This window comes from Blastococcus xanthinilyticus (assembly GCF_008124835.1).
GTDB classification, from domain to species: domain Bacteria; phylum Actinomycetota; class Actinomycetes; order Mycobacteriales; family Geodermatophilaceae; genus Blastococcus; species Blastococcus xanthinilyticus.
This window is the reverse complement of sequence record NZ_VNHW01000002.1, coordinates 67,776-94,033: the sequence shown is the minus strand read 5'-3', so window position 1 is coordinate 94,033 and position 26,258 is coordinate 67,776. Positions and strand designations below refer to the sequence as shown.

28 protein-coding genes and 1 pseudogene are annotated in these 26,258 nt (G+C 73.7%); 8 read left to right on the top strand and 21 right to left on the bottom strand.

What is annotated here, in order from left to right; genetic code table 11:
- Positions 1-3: 3 nt before the first annotated feature.
- The 6 genes from BD833_RS03275 to BD833_RS03250 all read right to left on the bottom strand — a co-directional run bounded on the left by BD833_RS03275 (position 4) and on the right by BD833_RS03250 (position 4,706).
- Positions 4-915, bottom strand: coding sequence for a lysophospholipid acyltransferase family protein (locus BD833_RS03275; protein WP_166531718.1), 912 nt, complete (start codon positions 913-915; stop codon positions 4-6).
- Positions 908-2,014: an NAD-dependent epimerase/dehydratase family protein gene (locus BD833_RS03270; protein ID WP_166531717.1), complete on the bottom strand. Its 1,107-nt coding sequence runs from the start codon at positions 2,012-2,014 to the stop codon at positions 908-910. Before BD833_RS03270 ends, BD833_RS03275 begins: the two co-directional genes overlap by 8 nt.
- Positions 2,015-2,024: 10 nt before the next feature.
- Entirely contained in the window at positions 2,025-2,123 is a 99-nt protein-coding gene (locus tag BD833_RS03265) for a 30S ribosomal protein bS22 (protein ID WP_012854759.1), read from the bottom strand.
- Positions 2,124-2,579: 456 nt separating this feature from the next.
- A complete protein-coding gene (locus tag BD833_RS23505) occupies positions 2,580-2,924 on the bottom strand; it encodes a helix-turn-helix domain-containing protein (RefSeq protein ID WP_243737421.1) in 345 nt (114 codons plus the stop codon).
- Between the two features lie 295 nt (positions 2,925-3,219).
- The gene (proC, locus tag BD833_RS03255; RefSeq protein WP_166531716.1) at positions 3,220-4,038 is read right to left on the bottom strand and encodes a pyrroline-5-carboxylate reductase; all 819 of its coding nucleotides are present in this window, start codon (positions 4,036-4,038) and stop codon (positions 3,220-3,222) included.
- Positions 4,035-4,706: a hypothetical protein gene (locus BD833_RS03250; RefSeq protein ID WP_166531715.1), complete on the bottom strand. Its 672-nt coding sequence runs from the start codon at positions 4,704-4,706 to the stop codon at positions 4,035-4,037. The genes proC and BD833_RS03250 overlap by 4 nt, the downstream gene beginning before the upstream one ends.
- Positions 4,707-4,764: 58 nt before the next feature.
- On the opposite strand from BD833_RS03250, the gene BD833_RS03245 reads away from it, so the two are divergent.
- Positions 4,765-5,331 carry a type 1 glutamine amidotransferase domain-containing protein gene (locus BD833_RS03245; RefSeq protein WP_166531714.1) on the top strand — a complete coding sequence of 189 codons (567 nt, stop codon included), beginning with the start codon at positions 4,765-4,767 and terminating at the stop codon, positions 5,329-5,331.
- A gap of 15 nt (positions 5,332-5,346) precedes the next feature.
- Here BD833_RS03245 and BD833_RS03240 read toward each other — a convergent pair whose 3' ends face one another.
- Positions 5,347-6,126, bottom strand: a complete 780-nt coding sequence (locus BD833_RS03240; RefSeq protein WP_166531713.1) for a hypothetical protein — start codon at positions 6,124-6,126, stop codon at positions 5,347-5,349.
- Positions 6,126-7,070 carry a Ppx/GppA family phosphatase gene (locus BD833_RS03235; RefSeq protein ID WP_166531712.1) on the bottom strand — a complete coding sequence of 315 codons (945 nt, stop codon included), beginning with the start codon at positions 7,068-7,070 and terminating at the stop codon, positions 6,126-6,128. Before BD833_RS03235 ends, BD833_RS03240 begins: the two co-directional genes overlap by 1 nt.
- A gap of 41 nt (positions 7,071-7,111) precedes the next feature.
- Between BD833_RS03235 and BD833_RS03230 the strand changes: the two genes are divergently transcribed.
- Positions 7,112-7,948, top strand: a complete 837-nt coding sequence (locus BD833_RS03230) for a DUF3109 family protein (RefSeq protein WP_243737420.1) — start codon at positions 7,112-7,114, stop codon at positions 7,946-7,948.
- A gap of 30 nt (positions 7,949-7,978) precedes the next feature.
- On the opposite strand, the pseudogene BD833_RS03225 reads toward BD833_RS03230, so the two are convergent.
- Positions 7,979-8,806, bottom strand: a pseudogene (locus BD833_RS03225) (helix-turn-helix domain-containing protein); the annotation flags it as partial.
- Positions 8,807-8,998: 192 nt separating this feature from the next.
- Here BD833_RS03225 and BD833_RS03220 point away from each other — a divergent pair.
- The gene (locus BD833_RS03220) at positions 8,999-9,217 is read left to right on the top strand and encodes a hypothetical protein (RefSeq protein WP_166531710.1); all 219 of its coding nucleotides are present in this window, start codon (positions 8,999-9,001) and stop codon (positions 9,215-9,217) included.
- 10 nt (positions 9,218-9,227) lie between these two features.
- On the top strand, positions 9,228-9,416 hold the full coding sequence (locus tag BD833_RS03215; RefSeq protein ID WP_166531709.1) for a DUF3072 domain-containing protein: 189 nt from the start codon (positions 9,228-9,230) through the stop codon (positions 9,414-9,416).
- Between the two features lie 74 nt (positions 9,417-9,490).
- Here BD833_RS03215 and BD833_RS03210 read toward each other — a convergent pair whose 3' ends face one another.
- The gene (locus BD833_RS03210; RefSeq protein ID WP_166531708.1) at positions 9,491-10,183 is read right to left on the bottom strand and encodes a response regulator transcription factor; all 693 of its coding nucleotides are present in this window, start codon (positions 10,181-10,183) and stop codon (positions 9,491-9,493) included.
- A complete protein-coding gene (locus BD833_RS03205) occupies positions 10,180-11,382 on the bottom strand; it encodes a sensor histidine kinase (RefSeq protein ID WP_166531707.1) in 1,203 nt (400 codons plus the stop codon). Before BD833_RS03205 ends, BD833_RS03210 begins: the two co-directional genes overlap by 4 nt.
- Positions 11,383-11,550: 168 nt before the next feature.
- Here BD833_RS03205 and phoU point away from each other — a divergent pair, with 168 nt between their 5' ends.
- The gene (gene phoU, locus BD833_RS03200; RefSeq protein ID WP_166531706.1) at positions 11,551-12,198 is read left to right on the top strand and encodes a phosphate signaling complex protein PhoU; all 648 of its coding nucleotides are present in this window, start codon (positions 11,551-11,553) and stop codon (positions 12,196-12,198) included.
- A 360-nt stretch (positions 12,199-12,558) separates the two neighbouring features.
- Here the strand turns inward: phoU and BD833_RS03195 are convergent, their stop codons facing one another.
- The 4 genes from BD833_RS03195 to mshA form a co-directional block, all read right to left on the bottom strand.
- On the bottom strand, positions 12,559-13,317 hold the full coding sequence (locus BD833_RS03195; RefSeq protein ID WP_166531705.1) for a phosphoglyceromutase: 759 nt from the start codon (positions 13,315-13,317) through the stop codon (positions 12,559-12,561).
- Between the two features lie 73 nt (positions 13,318-13,390).
- Positions 13,391-14,983 carry an MFS transporter gene (locus BD833_RS03190; RefSeq protein WP_166531704.1) on the bottom strand — a complete coding sequence of 531 codons (1,593 nt, stop codon included), beginning with the start codon at positions 14,981-14,983 and terminating at the stop codon, positions 13,391-13,393.
- Entirely contained in the window at positions 14,980-15,540 is a 561-nt protein-coding gene (locus tag BD833_RS03185) for a YbjN domain-containing protein (protein ID WP_166531703.1), read from the bottom strand. The genes BD833_RS03190 and BD833_RS03185 overlap by 4 nt, the downstream gene beginning before the upstream one ends.
- Positions 15,537-16,874, bottom strand: coding sequence for a D-inositol-3-phosphate glycosyltransferase (gene mshA / locus BD833_RS03180; RefSeq protein WP_243737419.1), 1,338 nt, complete (start codon positions 16,872-16,874; stop codon positions 15,537-15,539). The genes BD833_RS03185 and mshA overlap by 4 nt, the downstream gene beginning before the upstream one ends.
- An 85-nt stretch (positions 16,875-16,959) precedes the next feature.
- Between mshA and BD833_RS03175 the strand changes: the two genes are divergently transcribed.
- Positions 16,960-17,745, top strand: a complete 786-nt coding sequence (locus BD833_RS03175) for an SDR family oxidoreductase (RefSeq protein WP_166531702.1) — start codon at positions 16,960-16,962, stop codon at positions 17,743-17,745.
- A gap of 3 nt (positions 17,746-17,748) precedes the next feature.
- Entirely contained in the window at positions 17,749-18,243 is a 495-nt protein-coding gene (locus BD833_RS03170) for a GNAT family N-acetyltransferase (RefSeq protein ID WP_166531701.1), read from the top strand.
- Between the two features lie 55 nt (positions 18,244-18,298).
- Here BD833_RS03170 and BD833_RS03165 read toward each other — a convergent pair whose 3' ends face one another.
- Positions 18,299-19,348 (bottom strand): UDP-N-acetylmuramate dehydrogenase, encoded by a 1,050-nt coding sequence (locus BD833_RS03165; RefSeq protein WP_166531700.1) that lies wholly within the window; start codon positions 19,346-19,348, stop codon positions 18,299-18,301.
- 34 nt (positions 19,349-19,382) lie between these two features.
- Here BD833_RS03165 and BD833_RS03160 point away from each other — a divergent pair, with 34 nt between their 5' ends.
- Positions 19,383-20,246, top strand: coding sequence for a class I SAM-dependent methyltransferase (locus BD833_RS03160; RefSeq protein ID WP_166531699.1), 864 nt, complete (start codon positions 19,383-19,385; stop codon positions 20,244-20,246).
- Between the two features lie 25 nt (positions 20,247-20,271).
- Here the strand turns inward: BD833_RS03160 and BD833_RS03155 are convergent, their stop codons facing one another.
- The 5 genes from BD833_RS03155 to BD833_RS03135 form a co-directional block, all read right to left on the bottom strand.
- Positions 20,272-20,862: a TetR/AcrR family transcriptional regulator gene (locus BD833_RS03155; RefSeq protein WP_166531698.1), complete on the bottom strand. Its 591-nt coding sequence runs from the start codon at positions 20,860-20,862 to the stop codon at positions 20,272-20,274.
- A gap of 243 nt (positions 20,863-21,105) precedes the next feature.
- On the bottom strand, positions 21,106-22,530 hold the full coding sequence (locus BD833_RS03150; RefSeq protein ID WP_166531697.1) for an amidase: 1,425 nt from the start codon (positions 22,528-22,530) through the stop codon (positions 21,106-21,108).
- A gap of 60 nt (positions 22,531-22,590) precedes the next feature.
- Positions 22,591-23,586, bottom strand: coding sequence for an ABC transporter permease (locus BD833_RS03145; protein ID WP_166531696.1), 996 nt, complete (start codon positions 23,584-23,586; stop codon positions 22,591-22,593).
- The gene (locus BD833_RS03140) at positions 23,583-24,527 is read right to left on the bottom strand and encodes an ABC transporter permease (RefSeq protein ID WP_166531695.1); all 945 of its coding nucleotides are present in this window, start codon (positions 24,525-24,527) and stop codon (positions 23,583-23,585) included. The genes BD833_RS03145 and BD833_RS03140 overlap by 4 nt, the downstream gene beginning before the upstream one ends.
- A 32-nt stretch (positions 24,528-24,559) precedes the next feature.
- Complete coding sequence (locus BD833_RS03135) at positions 24,560-26,200, bottom strand: ABC transporter substrate-binding protein (protein WP_166531694.1); 1,641 nt, start codon at positions 26,198-26,200, stop codon at positions 24,560-24,562.
- Between the last annotated feature and the right edge of the window lie 58 nt (positions 26,201-26,258).

Here is a 26,258-nt window from a genome sequence, read left to right as displayed (position 1 = left end):
GCGCTACTTCCCGAAGACGCTGCTGCGCCGCAGGAGCAGCTGGTAGATCGAGTGCTGGATGGTCTCGCGCACCTGGTCGGTGAGGTTGAAGACGAGCATCGGATCCTCGGCGGCGGCGGGCCCGTAGGACGCCGTCTCGATCGGCTCCCCGAAGGCGATCAGCCACTTCGAGGGCAGCGGCACCAGCCCCAGCGGCCCGAGCAGCGGGAACGTGGGCGTGATCGGGAAGTACGGCAGGCCCAGCAGCCGGGCGGCCGTCCGCGCGTTGCCGATCATCGGGTAGATCTCCTCGGCGCCCACGATGGCGCACGGCACGATCGGCGCCCCGGTGCGCAGCGCGGCCGAGACGAACCCGCCGCGGCCGAAGCGCTGGAGGGTGTACCGCTCGCGGAACGGCTTGCCGATGCCCTTGAACCCCTCGGGGAAGACGCCGACCAGCTCGCCCTCGGTGAGCAGCCGCTCGGCGTCCTCGTTGCAGGCCAGGGTGGCGCCGAGCTTGCGCGCCATCGCGCCGATCACCGGGATCTCGAACACCAGGTCCGCACCGAGCAGGCGGAACCGGCGGGCGGCGGGGTGCTCGTCGTGCAGCGCGACGGTGGTCATCAGGGCGTCGATCGGCACGGTGCCGGAGTGGTTGGCCACCACCAGGGCGCCGCTGTCGGCCGGCACGTTCTCCAGACCGACGGTCTCCACCCGGAACCACTTCTGGAACAGCGGGCGCAGCGCGGGCAGCAGCACGTGGTCGGCCAGGTCCGGGTCGAACCCGAACTCGTCGGTGTCGTACCCGCCGGTGAGCCGGCGCTGCAGGAACTCCAGCCCGCCGGCGACCTGACCTTCCCAGCCGGGCGAGGACGGCGGCGGGACGTAGGGGTCGTCGTCGTCCGGGCGCAGCGGGATCACGCGCGCCTCAGGCATCGCGCACCGCCCGGAGCCCGGGCGCCGGCGGCGCCGGACGCAGCCGCTGCTCGACCGCTGTCGCCGCGCCCCCGACCCGGCCCAGGAGCGACCGGAGACCGTCCGTGACGGAATGCACGGTGCCCGGATCGACCACCGGGGGCACCGTCCGGGCGTAGTCCGCGAGCGCCGCCGCCGTGGTGAAGCGCGGCGAGTAACCGAAGTCGGTGCGCAGCACGGAGGTGTCGACGACCCGGCCGAAGTTCAGGAAGCGCATCTGCTCGGGTGAGTAGTCGACGAAGCCGAACCGGCGGGAGAGCCGCCCCACCGAGCCCAGGGCCGGCGAGGGCAGCGGCAGCTCGATGCGGCCGAGCCGGCGGATGGCCTGGGAGAGCAGCAGGGTGCCGGCGCCGCCGACGTTGACCGTGCCGGTGAAGCTGCCGGTGGTCGCGCGGCGGAGGACCGCCAGCGCGTCGTCCTCGTGCAGCAGCTGGACCCGGGCGTCGTAGCCGAGCGCGGTCGGGACCAGGGGCATGCGGAGGAAGCCGGTCAGCAGCGAGTCGATCCGCGGGCCGATGAAGTTGGTGAAGCGCAGCACTGCGACCTCGACGTCGGGGCGGCGGCGGGCGAAGGAGCGCACGTACCCCTCGATGTCCACGCTGTCGCGGGCGAAGCCACCGGAGGGCACCTGCCGCGCCTGCATGGTCTCGGTGAAGACCGCGGGGTCACGCGAGGAGGCGCCGTAGACAGCGCTGGTGGACTTCAGCACGAACCGGCGCACCGACGGCGCCCGCTGGCACGCCGCGAGCAGCTGCATCGTGCCGATGACGTTGAGCTCCTTCATCGGCACCCGGCCACCCGAACCCGCCGGCGTCGAGCTGATGTTCATGTGCACGACCGTGTCGACCGACGCCGCCGCGATGACCTTGCCGATCAGCGGGTTGCGGATGTCGGCCCGCACGAACTCCGTGCGCCCGAGCCGGCGCAGCATCTCCGGCGACGGCGGGACGGTGTCCACGCCGATGACCCGGGTGATGGCCGGGTCGGCTGCGAGCTCGGCCGCCAGCGCGCCTCCCAGCCACCGGCTCACGCCGGTGACGAGGACGACCGCGGGCGGCACGAGCGTCAGCTCACTTCTTGTTGCGGCGCTGAACGCGCGTCTTCTTCAGCAGCTTGCGGTGCTTCTTCTTCGCCATCCGCTTGCGCCGCTTCTTGATGACCGAACCCACGTGTTGCTCCCGACGTCGACACTCAGATGATCAGCTCGCATGCGGCACCGGTTCTCCCGGCTGCCGCCCGGCGACCGAGCGTACCCGAGCCACCCCACGGCGGTGCCGTGACATCGCGGTCCTCCGGACCGCACCGCGGGCCGTGACACCGTCACCCTCCGGGCGACACCGCGGCCACGAGCCCACTTCCGTCGGGCGGAGCGAGCCCGTCACGCCTGCGCGGACCCTGACCCGGTCACCCTCCGGGCGACACCGCGGCCACGTGCCCGCTGCTGTCGGGTGGAGCCGCTTCGTCGCGCCTGCGCGGACCCTGACCCGGTCACCCTCCGGGCGACACCGCGGCCACGTGCCCGCTGCTGTCGGGTGGAGCCGCTTCGTCGCGCCTGCGCGGACCCCTCCGGGGTCCACTCGGCGCGCACAGCAATCGGGCGACGACGCTGTCGCCGTCGTCTTCTCTCAGGCGATGTCGGTGTAGGCGTCGCGGAGGTAGTCCTGCACGGCGCGCTCCGGCACGCGGAACGAGCGGCCGACGCGGACGGCGGCGAGCTCACCGGCGTGCACGAGGCGGTACACGGTCATCTTGGAGACGCGCATCATCGAGGCGACCTCGGCGACGGTCAGGAAGGTGACGGCGGCGCGCGGGGCCGGGACGGCCGGGCGGCCGAGGGGCATGGCGGCGGGGTGCGCGGCCGGCACGGGGCGGGCGACGGCGGCGGCGCTCATGGGGCGACCCATCTGGCGGGGCATGGGCATCCCCGGACGGACGACGGTGGCGGCAGCGTGGCGCTGGGGCATGGTCATGTCTTCGTCTCCGGAACCTAGCTCGTGTCGTGGCGCCGGCTTCCCCACCGGCAACTGAACACGCACGCGCTGGTACTGAGAGTAAGGGGACGGGCGTGACTGATGCGATGGTTGAAACGAACAGGCGGACCGGTCCGTCCTAGGCAGAACTACACCTATGCAACACGGTGCACACCCGCATCGGCGCGTTTCGCGACACGGTGAAAAGCTGATGACGCTGAGTGCGCGGTTTCCACTCGCTCGTGCACTACCGTGTTCGCCCGCTCACGCCGCGTCGCCAGCGCCGGTGTCGACGTCAGGACTTGTCGACACCGAGCTCGACGGAGCGCGCGTGCGCCGCCTCGATGGCGGCGATGAGCGCCGCGCGCACCCCGTGCCGCTCGAGCTCGCGGATCGCGGCGATCGTCGTCCCGCCCGGACTGGTCACCGCCTCGCGCAGCTGGACCGGGTGCTCCCCGGAGTCGCGCATCATCACCGCCGCGCCCAGCGCCGTCTGCACGATGAGGTCGGCGGCCAGCGCCCGGGGCAGCCCCAGCAGGATGCCGGCGTCGACCATGGCCTCGACCAGGAAGAAGAAGTACGCCGGGCCGCTGCCGGAGAGGGCGGTGACCGCGTCCTGCTGCGACTCGGGCACCCGGCGCACCTGCCCGACGGCGGCCAGCAGCGCCTCCGCCTCGTCGAGGTGCTCCTCCCCCGCGTGCGCCCCGGCCGAGAGGACGCTCATCCCCTCGTCCACCAGGGCCGGGGTGTTGGGCATGACCCGCACGACGGGCACGCCGGCCGGCAGCGCCGCCTCGATCCGCTGGGTCGGCACCCCCGCGGCCACCGAGACGACCAGGTGCCCCTCGTCGACGTGCCCGGCCACCAGACCCAGCAGCGTGTCGATGTCCTGCGGCTTCACCGCCAGCAGGAGGACGCGGGCGCGGGCGGCCGCGTCGGCCAGGCCGACCGCCGGGACGCCGTAGCGCGCGGTCAGCTCCGCGCCGCGCTCCGGGCTGCGCTCCACGACCAGGATCCCGTCGGCACCGGCACGGCGCACCAGGCCCGACAGCAGCGCCTCGCCGATCTTCCCGCCGCCGATGATGGCCAGCCCCCGCCGGCCGGCGGCGGTCATGCCCGGTCCCCCGCGACGGGCACGAGCACCCGCACGGCGTAGCCGGCGGCCAGCACGCGGTGCTGGTCCTCGGTCGGTTCTCCCCAGGGCATGACGTGCTCCCAGCTGTCAGGCGTGCGGCCGTTCCAGGCCGCCCGCTCACCGGTGATGGCGATCAGTCGCGGATCGACGGTCGCGACGGCCGGCTCGCCGGCGCCGGCCATCAGGACGTTGAGGCAGCGCACGAACGCGAGCTCGGCCCCGGTGCCGCGGCCGGCCACCAGGCGCACCCGCCGCCCGGCGAGAGCACGGCAGCGGTCCTCGGCCGCCGGCGAACCCGCCGCGACGACCACCCGCGCCCCGGGCAGCGCGCGGGCCACCGGGTCGACCACCGCGGCCGGGCCGGCCAGCGCCAGGTCCACCGTCAGGCCGGCGAGCCGGGCGACCGGCACACCGGACGACCCCCCTGGAAGGGCCCCCGACGACAGCGTCACCTCGCACCGGTCGGCCAGCCCGGCGTCGACCACGCCGGCCGCCACCACCGCGACCGCCGCGGGGTCGGCGACCTCCAGGGAGACCCGGCGACCCGCGGCGACCAGCGTCCCGGCGGCCTCCACCGCCTGCTGCGGGGAGAGCTCCGGGTGTGCGCGCCGGGCGAGCAGCCGGCGGGGACGCGGTCGTGCGGGCACATCCGAAACCGTAGTGCCGCGGCGTGTGCCCGCTCCGGCGGCCGGGTAGCGCCGCCGCATGGCAGGAGAACTGGACGGGATGAGGGTGGCCGTGCTGGCCACCGACGGTGTGGAGCAGGTCGAGCTGGACCGACCGTGGCAGGCCCTCGAGGACGCCGGCGCCGAGCCGGAGCTGGTGTCCTTCAGCACGGGGACCATCACCGCCTACGAGCACATCGACAAGGGCGAGCAGCGGACGGTCGACACCGACCTGGGGTCCGCGGATCCCGACGGCTACGCGGCGCTGGTGCTGCCGGGAGGCGTGATCAACGGCGACTTCGTGCGCGCCGACGCCGACGCGGTCACCTTCGTCAAGGCGTTCTTCGACGCCGGCAAGCCGGTGGCCGCCATCTGCCACGCCCCGTGGGTGCTCATCGAGGCGGGCGTCGTCCGCGGCCGGCGCATGACGTCGTGGCCCTCGCTGCAGACCGACCTGCGGAACGCGGGCGCGAACTGGGTGGACGAGGAGGTCGTCGTCGACGGCAACCTGGTCACCAGCCGCAAGCCCGACGACCTGGACGCCTTCAGCGCGACGATCGTCGAGGAGTTCGCCGGGTCCCGCGAGGAGGAGCCGGCCGAGGCCTGAACCGAGCGCCGGCGGTCAGGACGTGGCGAGCAGCCCGGCCGCCGGCGCGATGGTCAGCAGGGTCCCGGCGAAGACGAGCACGGCGAGCAGCCTGGCCCCCACGGGTTCGGCCCCCTGCCGCTGGCGCCACAGGTTGACCCCGCCCACCAGCCCGGTCACCGCGAGCGGGGCGAGGAGGAGTGCCAGGTGGGGCACCATCTCCCAGAGCACGGTGGCGGCGAAGTAGATGCCCACCCCGGCGGCGAGGGCGATCACCAGCTCACCGGCGAAGCGCAGCCAGGCCAGCGCGCTCTCGCGGGGCGTGGCGTCGAGGTCGGTGTCGGCGACGTCGTCGGCCCGGACGACCGGGATCGGCCCGGTGGACGGGTCTCCGGCGCGCGCGGCCGGGCGGGCTGGTTCGGGTGCACGGGCGGCGGAGCGCTGGGGTCCGGCCGCCTCGGTCGCCCGCCGCAGCGGGGGGACCGGCGCCGACGGCTGCGGGACGCCTGGCTTGCGATCGGGGCGCAGCCCCGGGATCGCGGCGGTCTGCGGGCCGGCGGGGGTGCGCCGGGGCGGGCGCGGCTCGCGCGCCGGCGCCGCCGGGGGCTCGGCGGACTGCAGGTCGCTGCGGCGCCGGCCGTACCCGGCGCGGTCGGCCTCGGCCGCCGCGTCGGCCCGGCGCTGGCGGATCCCGGTGTCGTCGTCGTCGATACGGCGGCGGCGGGCCGTGCGGGCGGCGGACTCGATGCCGGCCTCGCGCAGGATCTCGGCGAGGGAGCGACCTCCCGTGTCCGGGTTCCAGTCCGGCTCGGCCATCACACCCCTCCCAACGAGTCCAGCCTGCGGAGGATGACTCCCTCGCGCAGCGCCCACGGACAGATCCGCACGCACCGTACGTCGAGCGCACGCAGAGTTGCGGCAGCCACCACGGCACCGGCCGGAACCTGGTGCGCGCGATCGGGCGAGACCCCCCGGAGCTCGGCCAGCGCCGAGCTCTCGATCCGCGAGATGAAGCCGACCAGCTGCTCCAGGCCGTCGGCGTTGAGCTCGCGCGGCACCTGCAGCCCGGCCGAGTACGGAGCGGCCCCGGTCAGGCGGGCCAGCGTGCGGAAGGTCTTGCTGGTGGCGGCCACGAGGTCCGGCTCGCCGGCTCCGCGAAGCTTGGTCGCGGCAGGCTCGAGCAGGCCGCCGGCGTAGGCATCGAGCCGGTCCAGCGCCGCCAGGTCCGGCCGGCCACCGCGCTCGGCGTCGGGGAGGTACCGCCGGGTCATGCGACCGGCGCCGAGCGGGAGCGACAGCGCGACGTCGGGATCCTCGTCGATGCCGCTGGCCAGCTCGAGGGAGCCGCCGCCGATGTCGAGGATGAGCAGCCGCCCGGCGCTCCAGCCGAACCACCGGCGGACCGCGAGGAAGGTCAGCCGGGCCTCGTCCTCCCCCGACAGCACCTGCAGGTCGACACCGGTCCGCTCACGGACGCGGTCCAGCACCTCGAGGCCGTTGACGGCGTCCCGGATGGCGGAGGTGACCATGGCCAGCAGCTCTCCACAGCCCTGCTTCTCGGCCTGGTCGCAGGCCTCCTGCACGGCGCGCAGGAGCGCCTTCTCCCCCGCCTTCGACAGCAGCCCGTCGTCCCCGATCTGCTCGGCGAGACGCAGGAGCCAGCGGTCGTCGTGCATCGGGGTGGGGTGCGCGCCGCGATGGGCGTCGACCACCAGGAGGTGCACGGTGTTCGATCCGACGTCCAGCACCCCGAGTCGCATGGCGGCGATTCTGCCGGTCGCCGACGACCTAGGCTGGGCCGGTGCGCAGCGACCCCCCCGAGGAGGTCGGACCGGACTTCGCCCGGGAGTGGGTGGAGTTCCCCGACCCCGCCGACCCCGAGCACGTCGTCCGGGCCGATCTGACCTGGCTGACCTCGGCGTGGACCTGCGTCTTCGGCCGGGGCTGCGCCGGCGTCGTCGAGGGCCGGCCGGACGACGGGTGCTGCAGCCACGGCGCCTTCTTCACCGACGAGGACGACCTGCACCGGGTGACCGCGGCGGTCGCCGACCTGACCGACCAGGACTGGCAGCTGGCCCCCGTCGGGCGCGGCGCGTGGACCGAGGAGGACACCGCGGACGACGGCGACGGGGACGCGGCAGCCGTGCGGTCGCTGCGGACCCGGGTCGTCGACGGCGCCTGCGTCTTCCTCAACCGCCCGGGCTTCGCCCGCGGCACCGGCTGCGCCCTGCACGGCATGGCGCTGCGCACCGGGCTGCACCCGCTCACCACCAAGCCCGACGTGTGCTGGCAGCTGCCGGTCCGCCGCGAGCAGGAGCACGTGGACCGACCCGACGGCAGCCGGGTGCTGGTGTCGAGCATCGGGGAGTTCGACCGGCGCGGCTGGGGGCCGGGAGGCGCCGACCTGCACTGGTGGTGCACCGGGTCCCCGACGGCGCACGTCTCCCCCGAGCCGCTGGTGCTGACCTACGCCGCGGAGCTGACGGCGCTGCTCGGCGAGCCCGCGTACGCGGAGCTACGCCGGCTGACCGAGGCCCGCCTCGACCTGGGTCTCGTCGCGCCGCACCCGGCCAGCCCCGACCTGGCTCCCCGCCGTGCGGTGCCCGTCGAGCTGCACCGGCACCGGCCCGCTCCCTGACCCGGTGGCGCGGAAGGTCTGCCGGTAGGCGCGCGGGGAGACCCCGCGCCGGCGGCCGAACTGCTCGCGCAGCCCCGCCGCGGTGCCGAACCCGACCAGCCGGGCGATCTCCTCGATCGAGGCGTCGCTGTTCTCCAGCAGCTCCTCCGCCGCGGCGAGCCGCTGCGCGAGCAGCCAGGCGTGCGGGGTCGTCCCGGTGGTGGCCTTGAACCGCCGAGCGAAGGTGCGCGGGCTCATGAGCGCGCGGCGGGCCAGGTCCTCGACGCCGATGTCCTCGGCGAGGTGGGCCGCGGCCCAGCCGAGGACGATGCCCAGCAGGTCGTCCTGGCAGGCGGGCACGGGGGCGTCGATGAACTGTGCCTGCCCGCCGTCCCGGTGCGGGGGCACGACCATCTCGCGCGCGAGGGCGTTCGCAGCGCCGGCCCCCCACTCGCGCCGCACGAAGTGCAGCAGGGTGTCGACACCGGCGGCCGTCCCCGCACCGGTGATGACCTGCCCGTTGTCGACGTAGAGCACCGACGGGTCGACGTCGAGAGCGGGATAGCGCGCGGCCAGCTCGCCGGCGTACTTCCAGTGCGTGGTGACCCGCCTGCCGTCGAGCAGCCCGGCGGCGGCGAGCACGAAGGCACCGGTGCAGTGGCTGATGATCGTGGCGCCGCGGGCGTGCGCCGCCCGGAACGCGTCGAGCAGCGCGGGCGAGGGGACGCGGTCGAACAGGTCCCACGCGGTGATCGAGACGATGTCGGAGTGCGCCAGGCGCTCCAGCCCGTGCTCGACGGTGATCGGGATGCCGGTGTCGGTGCGCAGTGCGCCCGGCGCCTCCGTCACCAGGCCGAAGTCGAACGACGGCAGGCCCATGGACCGGCGGTCGTAGCCGAACACCTCGCAGGAGACGCCGAGGCCGAAGCTGCCGACGAGGCCGTCGGCGACGACGACGCTGACCACGAGCGGACGGTCGGGGAGAGCCATGCCGTCATCATGGCAGGAACCATGCGGTAGTGGTCACTCCTGCCACTCGTGCGGACGGGTGGGCGGCGCCAGGCTCCTCCCATGTTGCTGATCACCTGCCCCGTCACCGGGACCGACGAACTCGTGGCCGACCGGCGCATCCGTTCGGTCACCAACCACCCGACGCACATCGCGCTGCACGTCGAGTGCCCCACCTGCGGCGCGGTCCACGCCTACCCCACCGGCCGCCGGTGGGCGGCGACGCGGGCCGCCCGCGCCGCCGCCCCCGTCCGGCAGGCGCCGGAGCTGCACCCGGCCTAGCATCGAACACATGAGCGAACCGACCGCTGCCGACCAGACCACCGAGAAGGACCCGGACACCTGGGTGACCGGTGACGAGCCCGCCACCGGAGCGCAGAAGAGCTACCTCGAGACGCTCGCCCGGGGCACCGACGAGGAGATCCCCGAGGACATCTCGAAGGCCGACGCATCCAAGAAGATCGACGACCTCAAGAGCTGAGCAAGGCGAACCCCGGCCCCGTCCCGGGTCCCACCCCGAGCGTGTGCGAGGGGTGGGGAGGACGGGGTCCTTCGTCAGGTCTCGAGCTTGTAGCCCAGGCCCCGCACCGTCAGCAGGTATTTCGGGTTCGCGGGGTCGGGCTCGAGCTTGGCCCGCAGCCGCTTGACGTGGACGTCGAGGGTCTTGGTGTCGCCGACGTAGTCAGAGCCCCAGACGCGGTCGATCAGCTGCGCCCGGGTGAGCACCCGGCCGGCGTTGCGGAGCAGGAACTCGAGCAGGTCGAACTCCTTGAGCGGCAGCGCCACCTGCTCGCCGTCGACCGCGACCACGTGCCGCTCCACGTCCATCCGGACCGGCCCGGCCGTCAGCACGCCGCCCTCGCCGGCGGCCGGCGCGTCGGCGACCTCGCCGCGCCGGCGCAGCACCGCGCGGATGCGGGCCACCAGCTCCCGCGCCGAGTACGGCTTGGTCACGTAGTCGTCGGCGCCGAGCTCCAGCCCGACCACCTTGTCGATCTCGCCGTCCTTGGCGGTGAGCATGATGATCGGCACGTTCCCCCGGGACCGCAGCGCGCGGCACACCTCGGTCCCCGGCAACCCGGGGAGCATCAGGTCCAGCAGGACGATGTCCGCCCCGCCGCGGTCGTACTCGGCGAGGGCGTCGGGGCCGGTCGCGGCCACAACCGTCTCGAACCCCTCCCGGCGCAGCATGTAGGACAACGCGTCGGAGAAGGACTCCTCGTCCTCGACGACCAGCACTCGGCTCATGAACGCTCGATCTCCATCTTCTGGGAGGGGGGAACGGAAGGCGGCTCGGCCGCCGGCTGGTCGACCGCGCCGGCCAGCGGGATGCGCAGGGTGAACGTGGACCCCAGCCCCTCCTCGCTCCAGACGGCGACGGATCCACCGTGGTTGCTCGCGACGTGCTTGACGATGGCCAGACCCAGCCCGGTACCTCCGGTGCTGCTGGCCCGGGACTGGTCGACCCGGTAGAACCGCTCGAAGACCCGGTGCCGGTCGGCCCGCGGGATGCCGATCCCGCTGTCGGTGACGGCGATCTCGGCGAACCCCGACCGCGCGCGGGCGCCCACCGCGACCCGGCTGTTCCCGGTGCTGTACGCCACCGCGTTGGCCAGCAGGTTGGTGACGGCGGTGACCAGTTGGCTCTCCACGCCGCGCACCACCAGGTCGGGCTGCCCGCCGAGCACGATCTCCAGGTTCTTGGCGCGGGCCGCGGTGCGGGTGCGGTCGACCGCCTCGCCGAGCACCCGGTCGACCTCGACCGGCACCAGCTCCGGGAGGGGCTCACCGCCCTGCAGCCGGGAGAGGTCGATGAGCTCGCGCACCAGGCGGGCCAGCCGGTCGGCCTCGTGGGCGATCCGGGCGGCGAACCGCTGCACCGCCTCCGGGTCGTCGGCGGCGCCCTCGATGGCCTCGGCCAGCAGGGCGAGGGCGCCCACCGGCGTCTTGAGCTCGTGCCCGACGTTGGCCACGAAGTCGCGGCGCACCGCCTCCACCCGCCGGGCCTCGGTGACGTCCTGCAGGACGAGGGCCACCGGCCCGGGCGGCCGCCCGGAGCCGCTCTCCAGCCGGACGGCGTGCACCCCGACCAGGCGGGGCCCGGCGCCGACCAGGTCACCGGGCAGGCGGATGTCCCCGCGCCGGCTGGCCCCGGTCCGGGCGGCGTGCGCCAGCTCGAGCAGCTCGGGCACGAGCAGCCGGGTGCCCCGCACGATGCCCAGGGCACGCGCCGCCGGGTTGGCCAGGACCACGGCGTCGTCCACACCCACCACGACGATCGCGGGGTCCATCAGGTCCACCAGCCGCCGGACCAGAGCGCTCTCGGGCACGGGGACGGTCGCTCCGTCGGGGGCCTGCCCGAAATCGGAACGAGAGCGGATGATGACGGTGGCGGCCACCACCCCACCCAGGAGGAGGCCGACCACCAGGGCGACCAGTGGACTCACAGCTCAGATGCTAGGTCCGTTACGCCGGGTGAACAGCAATCCGGCCCGGGTTCACCGCTCGGACGGGTCACTGTTCACCGTGGGGTGGACCGACGTTCACCGGGCGGCGACCGGGCCGGTTCCTGGCCCGCCTACTGTCGCCAGGGAATCACGACGAGAGGACGACCCGTGCGGGACAGCTACCGCGAGGAACTCGACGACATCAACGGCTGCCTGGTCGCCATGGCCAACGCCGTCGGGTCGGCGATGAGTACCGCGACGACCGCGCTGCTGGACGCCGACGTCGCGCTGGCGGATCTGGTGATCGCCGGCGACCAGGAGATCGACGCCACGCGCGAGAGCATCGAGCAGCGCTGCTTCACGTTGCTGGCCCGGCAGCAGCCGGTCGCCGGCGACCTGCGGGTCATCACCACCGCCATGCGGATCGTCAGCGACCTGGAGCGGATGGGCGATCTCGCCGAGCACATCGCCAAGGTGGCTCGCATGCGCTTCCCGGATCACGCCGTGCCGCAGGACGTCCGCCCGGCGTTCCTGGAGGCCGGGCAGGTCGCCGAGCTGCTCATCACCAAGGCGGCCACGGTCATCGCCAAGCGCGACCTCGAGGCCGCCCGGGAGCTCGAGACCGACGACGACGCCATGGACACCCTGCACCGGGGGCTGTTCCGGCAGCTGCTCAGCGAGGACTGGCCGCACGGCGTCGAGACGGCCATCGACATCACCCTGCTCGGCCGCTACTACGAGCGCTTCGCCGACCACGCGGTCAGCGTCGCCCGCCGCGTGGACTACCTGGTGACCGGGGAGCGCTACGCGGTCTGAGCCGTGACATCGCGGTCCTCCGGACCGCACCGCGGCCAGCAGCCGTCCCCGGCGCGAGCTGAGCCGCTGCGTCGCGCCTGCCCGGACCGTGACATCGCGGTCCTCCGGACCGCACCGCGGCCAGCAGCCGTCCCCGGCGCGAGCTGAGCCGCTGCGTCGCGCCTGCCCGGACCGTGACATCGCGGTCCTCCGGACCGCACCGCGGCCAGCAGCCGTCCCCGGCGCGAGCTGAGCCGCTGCGTCGCGCCTGCCCGGACCCCCTACGGGGGTCCACTCGGCGCGACAACGCGTGGTTGCGCAGAGTGAGCCCTCGCAGGGCGGCTCCAGCACCTCCTCACCGACCCCTCCGGGGTCGGTTCATCAGTGCTTGCCCTGGTTCTTGACCGCCTCGATCGCGGCGGCGGCGGCGTCGGGGTCGAGGTACTGGCCACCGGGCTTCACCGGTCGCAGGTCGTCGTCGAGGTCGTAGCGCAGCGGGATGCCGGTGGGGATGTTCAGCCCCACGACCTCGTCCTCGCCCATGCCGTCGAGGTGCTTCACCAGGGCACGCAGGCTGTTGCCGTGCGCCGCGACGAGCACGGTCCGGCCCATCCGCAGGTCGGGCACGATCGCGTCGTACCAGTAGGGCAGCATCCGGACGACCACGTCGGCCAGGCACTCCGTCGTCGGCCGGGCCTCCGGCGGCAGGAAGGCGTAGCGGGCGTCGCCGTCCTGGGAGTACTCGCTGCCCGGCTCGATCGGCGGGGGCGGGGTGTCGTAGGAGCGGCGCCAGGTCATGAACTGCTCCTCGCCGTACTCGGCGAGCGTCGCGGCCTTGTCCTTGCCCTGCAGCGCGCCGTAGTGCCGCTCGTTGAGCCGCCACGACCGCTGCACCGGGATCCACTGCCGGTCGGCCTCGTGCAGGGCGAGCTCGGCGGTCATGATCGCCCGCCGGAGCAGCGAGGTGTGTGAGACGTCGGGGAGCACCCCGTGCTCGACCATCAGCCGGCCCCCGCGGGCGGCCTCCTGCCGGCCCTTGTCCGTCAGCGGGACGTCCACCCACCCGGTGAAGAGGTTGGCCTTGTTCCACTCGCTCTCGCCGTGGCGGAGCAGCACCAGCGTTCCGGGGGAGGTCGTCACGGGCGCCATCCTGCCCGACGCCGTGCGGCCGGGCAGCCCCGGCCACCGACATCTCCGCTGCACCGGGGGCCGATCAGCCGCGCGGGTCCGCTTCCCGCTCGCGCCGGCCCGGGAGCCACAGGAGGACGACGACCGCCGCGACGGAGGTGGCCGCGGCGGTGCCGATCGCCGTGGTGTGCATGGCCGAGACGAACGCCTCCCGGGCCGGCGCCACCAGCTCGCCCGCGGCCCGGGCCGCCTCCGGCGTCCCCTCGGCCGTCACGCGCCGCACCACGTCCAGGGTCGCGACGATCGACTGGCTGGCCCCGTCGCGGGCGCCGGCGGGCAACCGGTCGACGTCGTCCCCCAGCTGGGCCGCGTAGGACGCGGCGAGCAGCGACCCCAGGATGGCGACGCCGAGGGCACCGCCGACCTGGCGGACCGAGTTGTTCACCGCCGCGCCCGCGCCGGCCTTCTCCCGGGGGACGACGGACATGATCGACTCCGTCGCCGGCGCCATCACCGCGCCCATGCCCAGGCCCTGCACCGAGAGCACCGCGAGGAGCAGCCACACCGGCGAGGTGAGGTCCAGCAGCTGCACGCCCAGGAACGACAGCGTGATCAGCACGAAGCCCGTCGCGCAGACGGCCTTGGCCCCGAACCGCTCGGCCAGCCCGGAGCTCCGGGGCGCCATGAGCGCCATGCCGAGGGCCACCGGGATCAGCGCCGCACCGCTCTGCAGCGGCGAGTACCCGCGCACGCCCTGCAGGTAGAAGACCAGGTAGAAGGTGGCGCCCAGGAGCGCGAAGAAGTTGAGCCCGAGCGCCGCCGCGGCCGCGGAGAACGCCGGGTTGCGGAACAGCGAGACGTCCAGCGCCGGGTGGGCCGACCGCCGCTGCAGCCAGACGAAGAGCGCCAGCAGGACGACGCCGCCCACCAGCGGCACCAGGACGCCGGCCGTGCCCCAGCCGGCGCCGCTGCCGCCGTGGATGATCCCGTAGACCAGGCCGGCGAGCGCGACGATGGACAGCAGCACGCCGGGCAGGTCGAGCCGGCCCGGGGAGGGGTCCTTCGACTCCGGGACGAAGGCGAGCACGGCGACGACGCCGAGCAGCGCCACGGGGACGCCGACGAGGAAGACCGCCCCCCACCAGAAGTGCTCCAGCACCGCGCCGCCGGCCAGCGGGCCACCCGCGACGGCGATCCCCGCCGTCCCGGCCCACACCCCGATCGCCCGCCCGCGCTCGCGGGCCGGGAAGACGTTGGTGATGACCGCCAGCGTCGTCGGCTGGACCGCCGCACCGCCGAGGCCCATCACCGCGCGCCAGCCGATGAGCTCCAGCGGGCTGTCGCTCAGCGCGGCGAACACCGAGCCCACGGCGAAGATGCCGAGCCCGATCAGCAGCACCCGGCGGCGGCCGATCCGGTCGCCGATGACGCCCCAGGTGAACAGCAGCCCGGCGAACACCAGGATGTAGGCGTCCACCACCCACTGGAGCTCGCCCTGGGTGGCGTCCAGCTCCCGCTGCAGCGTGGGCAGGGCGACGTTGAGGATCGTGTTCCCCATGATCACGACGAGCAGGCAGACCGTCATGGTGGCCAGCACCCACCAGCGCCGCGCGTAGCCGGGTGGCAGCTCGTCCCCGGGCGCCACCGCGCCCGGCTGCGACTTGTCCGTCGCGGTCACGCCCCCGAGGCGGGGTCGGCGCCGGTGGGATGCCCGCCGGTGCGCTGCGCGGACTCGACGAAGGCGGTGAACGCCTCGAGGTTGCGCAGGGACTCCCCCCGCTTCACCCGCCACTCCCACTCGCGGCGGATCGAGGTGCCGAACCCGATCTCGAGCATGGTGTTGAAGTGGTCGTCGGCGTAGCTGAGCACCGCGCCCAGGACCCGGTCGAGCTCCTCGGGCGTGACGGCGGCGTGCGGCAGCCGGCCGGTCAGGTAGATGTCGCCCACCGCGTCGACCGAGTAGGCCACGCCGTACATGCGGGCGTTGTGCTGGAGCAGGTAGGTCCACAGCTGCTCGCGGTTCTCGTCGGGCTGGCGGCAGACGAACGCCTCGACCCGGAGCGAGTGCTCCCCCACGATCAGCCCGCAGACGGTCTTGAGCTTCTTGCTGCCGGGGAGGTCCACCAGCCAGGTGCCCGGGCGCGGGTGGTCGTGCACCAGCTCGCTGTCCCGCAGCGTCTGCTCGATCACGGCGTCAAGCTCGGCGACGCCGCGGGCTCCCGACGACCGGCTCACCGGGCCACCCCCATCCCCGGCAGCGCCCGCAGTGCCCCGCCGCGCCGCTCCCGGGCCGGGCGCACCGGCCCGGCGGCCATGTCCACGGCGGCCGATGCGTACGCCTCGACGAGGGCGTCCGCGGTGCGGTCCCAGGAGAACCGGGCGGCGTGCCGGCGGGCGCCGGCGGCCAGCAGCTCGCGGCGGGCCAGCACCGCCCGGACCGCGGCGGCGTAGTCGCCGGGGTCGTGCCCGTCGACGAGGACACCGGAGACGCCGTCCCGGACCGCCGTCGGCAGCCCGCCGACCGCTGCGGCCACGACGGGGGTGCCGCAGGCCTGGGACTCCAGCGCGACCAGCCCGAAGGACTCGTTGTGGCTGGGCACCACGGTGACGTCGGCGGCGCGGTAGAAGTCGGCCAGCCGCTCGGGCGGCTGCGGCGGGTGGAACCGGACGAGGCGGGCGATGCCGAGGGCGGCGGCCAGCTCCTCGAGCTGGCGCGGGGCCTCCAGGCCCGAGCCGCTCGGCGCCCCGACCACGTGCACCTCAAGCCGGGACCGCAGCGCGGGGTCCGCGGCCAGCATCCGGGCGGCGGTGGTCAGCAGCACGTCCGGCGCCTTGAGCGGCTGGATCCGGCCCACGAACAGCAGGACGACGGCGTCCTCGGCCATGCCGGTCGCCCGGCGGGCCGCCGGCCGGCTGCCCGGGGTGAACCGGTCCAGGTCGACCCCGGGCGGCACGACCAGCGTGCGGGCGGGGTCGGCGCCGTAGAGCCGCACCAGCTGGCGGGCCTCCTCGTCGGTGTTGGCGACCAGCCGGTCGGCCTCGGCCACCACCTGCTCCTCGCCGATCACGCGGGCGCGGGGCTCGGGGCGGTCGCCGTCGGCCAGCGCCTCGTTCTTGACCTTGGCCAGGGTGTGCGCGGTGTGGATCAGCGGCACGCTCCACCGGTCGCGCGCCAGCCAGCCCACCTGGCCGGAGAGCCAGTAGTGCGAGTGCACGACGTCGTAGTACCCGGGCTCGTGCTGGGCCTCCTCGCGCAGCACCGCCGCGGTGAACGCGCACAGCTGCGCGGGCAGCTCCTCCTTGCCCAGGCCCTCGAACGGGCCCGCGCTGACGTGCCGCACGGTGACCCCGGGGCACATCTGGACCACCGGCGGAAGGTCGCTGGAGGTCGCCCGCGTGAAGACGTCGACGGCGATGCCGCGGGCGGCCAGCCGGCGGGAGGCCTCGACGATGTAGACGTTCATGCCCCCGGCGTCACCGGCCCCGGGCTGGTCCAGCGGGCTGGTGTGCACCGAGAGGGTGGCCACCCGGGACGGCATGCGGGAGCCGGGGTAGCGGCGAGCGGGCACGTGGACCTCCGCTCTGCTCTGTGCGAGGGTCCCCGACCAGCACCCCTGTCGGTCCTCCATCTTGCAACAGGGTCAGGATGGGGGCATGTCAGGTACCTCACCCTCGACCCCTGCGGGGGACGGCTCCCTGCCCGGCACCGGTCGCACCGCCGTCGTCACCGGGGCCTCGAGCGGGATCGGCGCGGCCACGGCCACCCGCCTCGCCGCCGAGGGCTTCGACGTCGTGATCGGCGCCCGCCGGGTGGACCGGCTCGAGGCCCTCGCCAGCTCGATCGGCGCCCGCGCCCTCCCCCTCGACGTCACCGACCCCGGCTCGGTCGACGCCTTCACCGCCGCCCTCGACCGGGTGGACGTGCTGGTCAACAACGCCGGCGGCGCCTTCGACTCCGCCCCCGTGGCCGACGCCGACCTGGACTCGTGGGCCCGGACCTACGACGTGAACGTGCTCGGCACCGTCCGGCTGACGAAGGCGCTGCTGCCGAAGCTGCGCGCGTCCGGCGCCGGCGACGTGCTGTTCGTGGGCTCCACCGCCGGGCTGATCTCCTACGAGGGCGGGGCGTCGTACACGGCGGCCAAGCACGGGGTGCACACGCTGGCCGAGACGCTGCGGCTGGAGCTGTGCGGTGAGCCTGTCCGGGTGATCGAGATCGCCCCCGGGATGGTGAAGACGGAGGAGTTCTCGCTCAACCGGACCGGCGACCAGGGCAAGGCCGACGCCGTCTACCGGGGCGTGCGCGAGCCCCTGGTGGCCGACGACGTCGCCGACTGCATCGCGTGGGCGCTCACCCGGCCGCACCACGTGAACGTCGACCTGCTCGTGCTGCGCCCGCGCGCCCAGGCCGCGCAGCACAAGGTCGCCCGGGAGGACTGAGGCGTGCAGATCCGGGAGGCGACCGAGGACGACTGGCCCGCGATCCACCCGATCTTCCGGGCGGTGGTCGACGCCGGGGAGACCTACGCCTACCCCGCCGGGCTGTCGATGGAGGCGGCCCGTCCGCTGTGGATGGAGCCGTCACCGGGGCGCACGTTCGTCGCCGTGGACGGCGACCGCGTGCTCGGCAGCGCGAAGACCGGCCCGAACCGCCCGGGGCGGGGCTCCCACGTCGCGACGGCGAGCTTCATGGTCGACCCGGCCGCGCAGGGCCGCGGGGCGGGCCGGGCGCTCGGCGAGCACGTGGTCGCCGCGGCGCGTGCGGACGGCTACCGGGCGATGCAGTTCAACGCCGTGGTCGAGACGAACACGGCCGCCGTCGCGCTGTGGCGCTCGCTGGGCTTCCGCGTCGTCGGCACCGTGCCCGAGGCCTTCGAGCACCCCGAGCACGGGTTCGTCGGGCTGCACGTGATGCACCTGGACCTGCGCGCCGGCTGAGCGTGGTCGCGCCGAGGAGGGCCCGGAGGGTCCCGGGCAGGCGCGACTCAGCGGCTCAGCGCACGGGGGGAACGGCAGCTGGATGCGGTGTCGCCCGGTAGGGCGACGGTGTGGTCGGCTCCCGCTCCAGGGTGACGCCGAACCGCTCCCGCACGGTGTCGACGATCCGCCCGGCGAAGGCGAGCAGCTCCGCGGCGGTGGCGCCGTCGGAGGTGGTGAGCGCGAGGCTGTGCCGGGACGACGTCCCCACGCGCCCCTCCCTCGTGCCGCGGCCGAACCCGGCGTGCTGCACCAGCCAGGCGGCGCTCAGCTTGACCAGCCCGTCGCCGGCCGGCCAGCTGGGGCACGCCTCGACGGCCGAGCCGGCGGGCACGATCGGGTTGGTGAAGAACGACCCGGCGCTGCGGGAGTCGGGGTCGGCGGGGTCCCAGACCATCCCCTTGCCGCGGCGCAGCGCGAGCACCGCCTCCCGGACGTCGGCCAGCGGCGCGCGCTCCCCGATCGCGACGCCGAGGCTGCGGGCCAGCTCCGCGTAGCCCACCGGCCGGGACAGGTCGCCGGCGTCGAGGGCGAAGGTCACGTCGAGGACGACGAACCGGCCCGGCTCCCGCTTGAGCCGGCTGTCGCGGTAGGCGAAGCCGCAGTCGGCCGGGGACAGGGTGCGTTCGGCCTTCTCGGCGCGGTCGTACACGCGGACGGCGGTGATGGTCTGCGCCACCTCCTGGCCGTAGGCGCCGACGTTCTGCACCGGGGTGGCCCCGGTCGAGCCGGGGATGCCCGAGAGCGCCTCCATGCCGGCCAGCCGGTCCGCCACCGTGTGCGCGACGAGGGCGTCCCAGTCCTCCCCCGCCTGCACGGTCAGCGCGTCGCCCCGCCGCTCGATGCCCCGGCTGCGGACGGCGACCACGTCACCGGGCCAGCCCTCGTCCGGGGCGATCAGGTTCGACCCACCGCCGATGAGCAGCAGCGGCCGGCCGGCCTCGTCGGCGTCGCGCACCGCCGCCACCAGCTCGTCGGCGGTCTCGGCCTCCACCAGCCGCTCGGCCGGGCCACCCACCGCGAGGGTGGTGAGCTCCGCGAGCGGGACGTCGGATCGCAGCTGCACGGGTCGACGGTAGCCGGGACTAGGCTGCCTCCCGGTGAGCGAGGCGGGCGACGAGCACAAGCGCCGGGCCTCGCTGTCCCCTCAGCCCCGGCGCCGGGCCCCGCGGCTGGCCGCGGGACGCGCCCGCGCACTCGGCCTCCCGACCCGCGGCACCACCAACGCCAACCGGCTGCGGCGGGTGGACCGGTGGATCGTGGCGACCCAGGTGCCACGGCTGCGCGACTCCGCCCGGCCGCTGGTCGTCGACCTGGGCTACGGCGCGTCGGCGGTGACCACGCTGGAGCTGGTCGAGCGCCTCGGCCCCGAGGTGGCCGGGCTGGAGGTCGTGGGGCTGGAGATCGACCCGGAGCGGGTGGCGGCGGTGGCCGCGGACCGGGATCCGCCGCGGGTGGACTTCCGGGTGGGCGGCTTCGAGCTGGCCGGCCTGCGACCGGTGCTCGTGCGGGCGTTCAACGTGCTGCGCCAGTACGACGAGGAGTCGGCCGCCCGGGCCTGGGACACCATGTGCGCCGCCCTGGCCCCCGGCGGGCTGGTGGTCGAGGGCACCTGCGACGAGTGGGGACGCCGCTCCACGTGGGTGGCGCTGGACGCCGACGGCCCGCTCACCCTCACGCTGGCCACCCGGGTCTCGGACATCGCGACGCCCTCGGACCTCGCCGAGCGGCTGCCCAAGGCGCTGATCCACCACAACGTGCCCGGGCAGCCGGTGCACGAGTTCCTCCGCGCCTTCGACGCGACGTGGGCCGCGGCGGCCGGGATGAGCGCCTTCGGCCCGCGGCAGCGCTGGACCGCGGCGGTGGAGGCGCTCGGCGAGCAGGGCTGGCCGCTGGTGGGCTCGAGCCGGAGGTGGCGGCACGGTGAGGTGACCGTGCGCTGGTCGGCGGTCGCGCCGGTCTGAGCGCCCCCCTGGGCTCCGGGGCGGCTCAGCCGGGGTGCCGGCGGATCCGGTCGAGGATCGCGTCGAGCATGGCGACCTGCTCCTTCTTGGGGGCGCTGTGCGGGTAGAGCGCCGCCTGGATGCTCAGCCCGTCCATCAGCACGTGCAGCTCGCGGACGACGGCCTCGACGTCGACCTCGGGCTTGAGCTCCCCCTGCTCCTGGGCCTCGACCAGGCGGATGCGCAGCTTCCGGCGGAAGCTGTCCATCTCGTTGGCGTTCACCTCGACCAGCCGGGGGTTGCCGACCGCCTGCCCCCAGAAGCTGACCTCGATGACGGCCAGGAAGCGGCGGCGCTCGTCGAGCGGCAGGCACTCCAGCATGTACTGGCGCACCGACGCCACGCCGGTCAGCCGCGGGTCGAGGCGGACGTGCACCTCGGCGTGCGCGGCCAGCATGGCCGAGGCCATGATGTCGGCCTTGTCCTTGAAGTAGTGCGCCAGGATCCCGCTGGAGCAGTTGGCCTCGCGGGCGATCTCCCGCGTGGTCGCGTTGGCGATGCCCTCCCGGGCGATCACCCGCCAGGTCGCCTCGATGACGGACTGACGGCGTTCGTTGTGGTCGACGATCTTCGGCAAGCTGTGCCCCCCTGGGCCTATCCCGCGCCGGTCGGTGAGAACTGGGGGCGCACCCGTGAGTCGCACCCGATTCTGCCGGTTCCGCCCGGGGTCACTCGCAGAGGTCCGGCTGCATCCCCACCATGCTCCCGCACAGCGGCCGGAAACTGAACCACCCGGGCTCGAACCGTCCGGGGAACTGCCGCTGCACGGCGGGCTCTCCCGGCGGGACGCGGCGGTCGGGCGGGTGCCCGGAGCGGGCGGTCACGGCAGCGCCGGCCACCGGTCGGTGAGCGCCAGGTGCTGCTCCAGCACGTGCGCGAACTCCAGCACGTCGATGTCGGAGTTCCGGCGGCCGACGATCTGCACACCCACCGGTAGCCCCGCCTCGGTCCAGCCGCACGGGACGGTGATGGCCGGCTGCCCGGTCAGGTTGAACGGGTTGACCGCGTAGGACCGCCCCATGTGCGGCGGCAGCGGCGTCCCGTCGATCTCCCGGAGGCCCGGCCCCGGTTCCGCCGGCCACGCCACCAGCGGCATCGCGGGGGTGACGAGGAAGTCGATCTCCTCGAAGAGGCTCCGGGCGGCGTTGTAGAGCGCACCCCGCTGGATCTCCGCCGTCTTGAGCTCGACCGCCGAGAACGACCGGCCGACCGAGATCAGCTGCATCAGCGTGTCCTCGATCCACTCCGGGTGGCGGTCGGCGAGCGGGCCGATCCCGGCGGCGATCTGGCTGGTGTAGATGACCCGGTGGAAGGAGCTGGGGTCCTCCCACCCGGGGACCTTCTCCTCGACCTCGCAGCCCAGCTCCGCCAGCCCCTGCACCGCACCGGCGACGACGCGGGCCACCTCCGCGCTCACGAGCCCGTACCCGAGGTCCGGGCTCCAGCGGACCTTCCGCCCGGCCAGCGGGTGCGCCGACGGCGGCGGCGGCAGGAACTCCCCGAGCTCGGAGGTCAGCGACAGGGCGTCGCGGTCGTCGTCGCCGGCCATCACCGCGGTCATGAGCGCGGCGTCCGCGACGGTGCGGGTCAGCGGGCCGTTGTGGGTGCGGTGGGACCAGTACTCCCGGCCCGGGTGCACCGGGATGCGACCGAACGAGGGCTTGAAGCCGACGACCCCGCACAGCGCCGCCGGGATCCGGATCGACCCCGCCCCGTCGGATCCCTGCGCCAGCGGGCCGAGCCCCGCGGCCACGGCGGCCGCGGCACCGCCGGAGGAGCCACCGACCGTGCGCGTCGGGTCCCACGGGTTGACGGTGGTCTCGGCGACGAGATTGTCGGCCATGTCCTTGTAGCCGAAGTGCGGGGTGTTCGTCTTGCCGAGCAGGACGCCACCGCTGGACCGCAGCCGGCCGGCCACCACGCTGTCGGTGTCGGGGACGTTGTCGGTGAAGAACATCGACCCGAGCGTGGTGCGGATGCCCGCGGTGTTCTCCAGGTCCTTGATCGAGTACGGGATGCCGTCCATCGGCCCGATCAGCTCACCGCGCCGCGCCCGCTCGGCCGCCGCGGCCGCCTCTGCCCGCGCCAGGTCGTCGGTGACGGTGATGAACGCGTGGACCGTCGGTTCGACGGCGTCCAACCGGTCGAGCACCGAGTCGAGGATCTCGACCGGTGAGACCGACTTCTCCCGGATCAGCTCCGCCAGCTCCGTGGCCGGTCGCGCCCACAGCTCCGTGTCGCTCACGTGCACTCCTCTGGTCGTGCCGCGCGGCGGCCCGGCGGCGATTGCGGCTGCTGGACGCGGTCAGTCGACGGCGGGAGCCGCCGGGGAGCGACGGCGGCGCTGCTCCTTGCCCTGCTTCTTCCGCACCCGCTCGAGCTCGAGCACCGCGCGCGCACGCTGGTCGATCAGGCCGCGCGCCCCGTCACCGACCAGGTTGAGCGCCATCACGCTGATCACGATGGCGAGGCCGGGGAAGATCATGAAGCCTGGCGCCAGGGTGATGAAGGTGCGCGCCTCGCCGATCATGTTCCCCCAGGTCGGCGTGGGCGGCTGGACGCCCAGGCCGAGGAAGCTCAGCGCGGCGTCGGCCAGCAGCGCCGACGCGTAGACGAACACCGCCTGCACCAGGATCGCCGGGGCCGCGTTGGGCAGGATGTGGGTCAGCAGGATCCGCGGCCCGGAGACACCCGCCGCGCGGGCAGCGGTGACGTACCCGCGCTCCCGCAGCGTCAGGACGCGGCTGCGCACGACGCGGGCGACGTAGGGGATGAAGACGACGCCCAGGGCGATGATCTCGCTCCAGATCCCCGACCGCAGCGAGATGACCAGGGCGATCGCGAGCACGATCGCCGGGAAGGCCATCAGCGCGTCCATCAGCCGCATCAGCACGCCGGAGGAGCGCTCGTAGAAGCCGGCGACCGAGCCGACGAGCGTGCCCATCACCACGGCGACGACGGTGATCAGGATGCCCAGGCCGAGCGACACCCGGCCCGCGGAGACGACCCGGGAGAGCAGGTCACGGCCGTACTCGTCGGTGCCGAACGGGTGGTCCGCCGAGGGCGGCATCAGCCGGTTGGCCGGCTCGATGGCGTCGGGTGAGGTCAGGAAGAACGGCCCGAGGGCCGACACCAGCACCATGAGCAGCAGCACGACCGCCCAGATGACGGCCGGGGCGTCCCGCTGCCACAGCCCCGACAGCCCCCGCCGCCAGCCGCTGAACCGCCCGCGCCGCGGAGGGCGCTGGTCGCCGACTACCCCGGGCTCCTCGTTCTTGATGAGGACCGCTTCGACGCTCATCGGACACGCACCCGCGGGTCGGCGACCAGGTAGAGCAGGTCGGCGATGAGGTTCACGACGACGTAGACCACGGCGATCATCAGGGTGACCCCGATGATCAACTGGTAGTCGCGCGAGGTGATCCCGTTGTAGAGGAGCTGCCCCCACCCCGGGATGGAGAACACGGTCTCGATCACGACCACCCCGCCCAGGACGTTGCCGAAGCTGCTGCCGATGACGGTGATCGCGGGCAGCAGCGCGTTGGGGAGCGCGTGCCGGTAGAGCACCCCCCGTTCCCTGACGCCCTTGGCCCGTGCCGAGCGCAGGTAGAGGCTCAGCAGCTCGCCGGACATGCTCTCGCGCAGGGTCGCGACGAACAGCGCGGCCTGGTGCGCGACGAGGACGACGATCGGGAGGACGAGGTACTTGACCGCCTCCCCCGGGTCGGACCCGAAGTCCACGTACCCGCTGGTGGGCAGCACCTGGAAGATGACGCCGAAGACCAGGACCAGCACCAGCGCCAGCCAGAACGAGGGCATGGCCAGGCCGAACGCGGTCACCGGCGTCACCATCCGGGCCCACAGCGACCGCGGTTTGGCGGCCGCGTGGATCGCCAGGGGAACAGCGATCACGGCGCTGATGATCGTGCTGCCCAGCGCGAGCAGGATCGTCGGCGTGACGTGATCGAGGATCACCGGCAGCACGGGCTGGGCGAAGATGAGCGAGCTCCCCATGTCGCCCTGCACGAGATTGCCGAGCCAGGTGACGTACTGGGTGAACAGCGGCTGGTCCAGCCCCAGCGAAGCCGTGAGGTCCGCGATCTGCTCCTGGGTCGCGTACGGGCCCAGCAGCGCGATCGCCGGGTTCCCGGGGATCAGGTGGATGATGAAGAACATCGCCGTGCCCACGAGGAACAGGACGATCACGAGATCCCGGATCCGTCTGAGGACCAGACCAGCCATCTGCCGCTCCTTTCCACTCCTCCGTCGAGGGCCTAGCCGGCCAGCCAGGTGTTCCAGAAGACCCCGGGCCGGAACGTGGACAGGTTCTGCAGCTTCGAGCTGGAGACCTGCAGGCTCTTGTTCGGGGAGATCGGGATGACCGGGATCTCGTCCCACACGGTCTGCTGGATCTGGTCGACGATGTCGTGGGCCTCGTCAGCGCTGGTGGCCTGGTTGTACTCGGCCAGCAGTGCGTCCATCTTCGGCGACTTGTACCCACCGGGCCAGGTCGGCGTCAGGTAGTTGACCTGGCTGGGCGCCCCGGGGATGCCGCTGAAGCCGGTCATGCTGATGTCCCACGAGGTCGGGGCGGTGGTCAGCCGGTCGATCATGGTGGGGAAGTCGAAGACGTCCACCTGAGCGGTCAGGCCGATCTCCTCCAGCTGGGCCTGCATGACGACGGCCATCTGGTAGTACTTCTCGTAGGTCTGGGTGGTCGCGATGCGGATCGGGGTGTCCGCGGTGACCCCGGCCTCGGTGAACAGCTCCTTGGCCTGGTCCGGGTCGTACGTCTCGTAGACGTCCTGCCCGGCGTCGGAGTACATCGGCTCGTTGATCTCGAAGGCGAACGATCCGCTCAGCGGCGTCCACAGGATGTCGGGACCGAAGGCCGCCCGGGACATGGCCTCCTTGTCGATCAGCATGTTCATGGCCTGCCGCGCCTTGAGGTCGCTGAACGGGGACGCCGGGTCGTGGTTCAGCAGCACCGTGCTGACCAGGCCGGTGTCGGTGACCTCCACGGTGAGGGCGGGGTTGTCCTTGATGGCCTCGTACTGGTCGGGGCTGACCGACTGCGCCCAGTGGAACTGCCCGGTCTGCAGGCCGTTCAGCTGCTGGGTCGGGTCGGCGACGAAGCGGAACTCGAGCTCGTCCGCGTACGCCCGCTTCGCGCCGGCGAAACCGCCCCAGTCCTCCTCGATCGCCGTGTACTCCGGGTTCTTCTCGAGCACGATCCGCTGGCCGTGGGTGTACTCCCCCAGCTTGAACGGGCCGGTCCCGATGATCTGGTCGTCGGCCATCGGCTGGTCACCGGCCGCCTGGGCGATCTCGGCGGGGACGATGATGGCGGCCTGGACGTAGGCGGCCAGGTCGCTGATCAGCGAGTACCGGGGCTTGTTCAGGACGATCTCCACCGTGGCGTCGTCCGTGGCGGTGATGGACTCGACGTCCTCCGCGACGAGCTTGCCGGGGCCGGACACGACCATCCACCGCTCGAGGCTGGCGACCACGTCCTCGGCGGTCATCGGCTCACCGTTGTGGAAGGTGATCCCCTCGCGCAGCGGGATCGTGTAGGTCAGCCCGTCGTCGGACATCGTGTAGTCCTCGGCGAGCATCGGGCGCGGGGTCAGGGTCTCGTCGAACTGGAACAGCTGCTCGAAGACGTTCTGGCCGACGTAGATGGTCAGCGCCCCGCTGTTCTGGGCCACGTCGAGGGTCTGCGGGTCACCCGCCAGGGCGGCGACGATGGTGCCGCCCTCGACCGGCGTCCCGGATTCCTCGGCCGCGGGGGTCGCCCCCTCCCCACCCGATCCGCAGGCCGCGAGCCCCATCGCCAGGGCCGTCCCCACGGCGGCCAGTCGCAGTCGGGACAACCGGAACGAGCGCTTTCCCTGGAACGAGCTACGAGTTCTCATGTCATTCCTTGTCTCGGGTACCTGCGGACATCGGTGGTGGCGGGCGGGAACGGGTGCT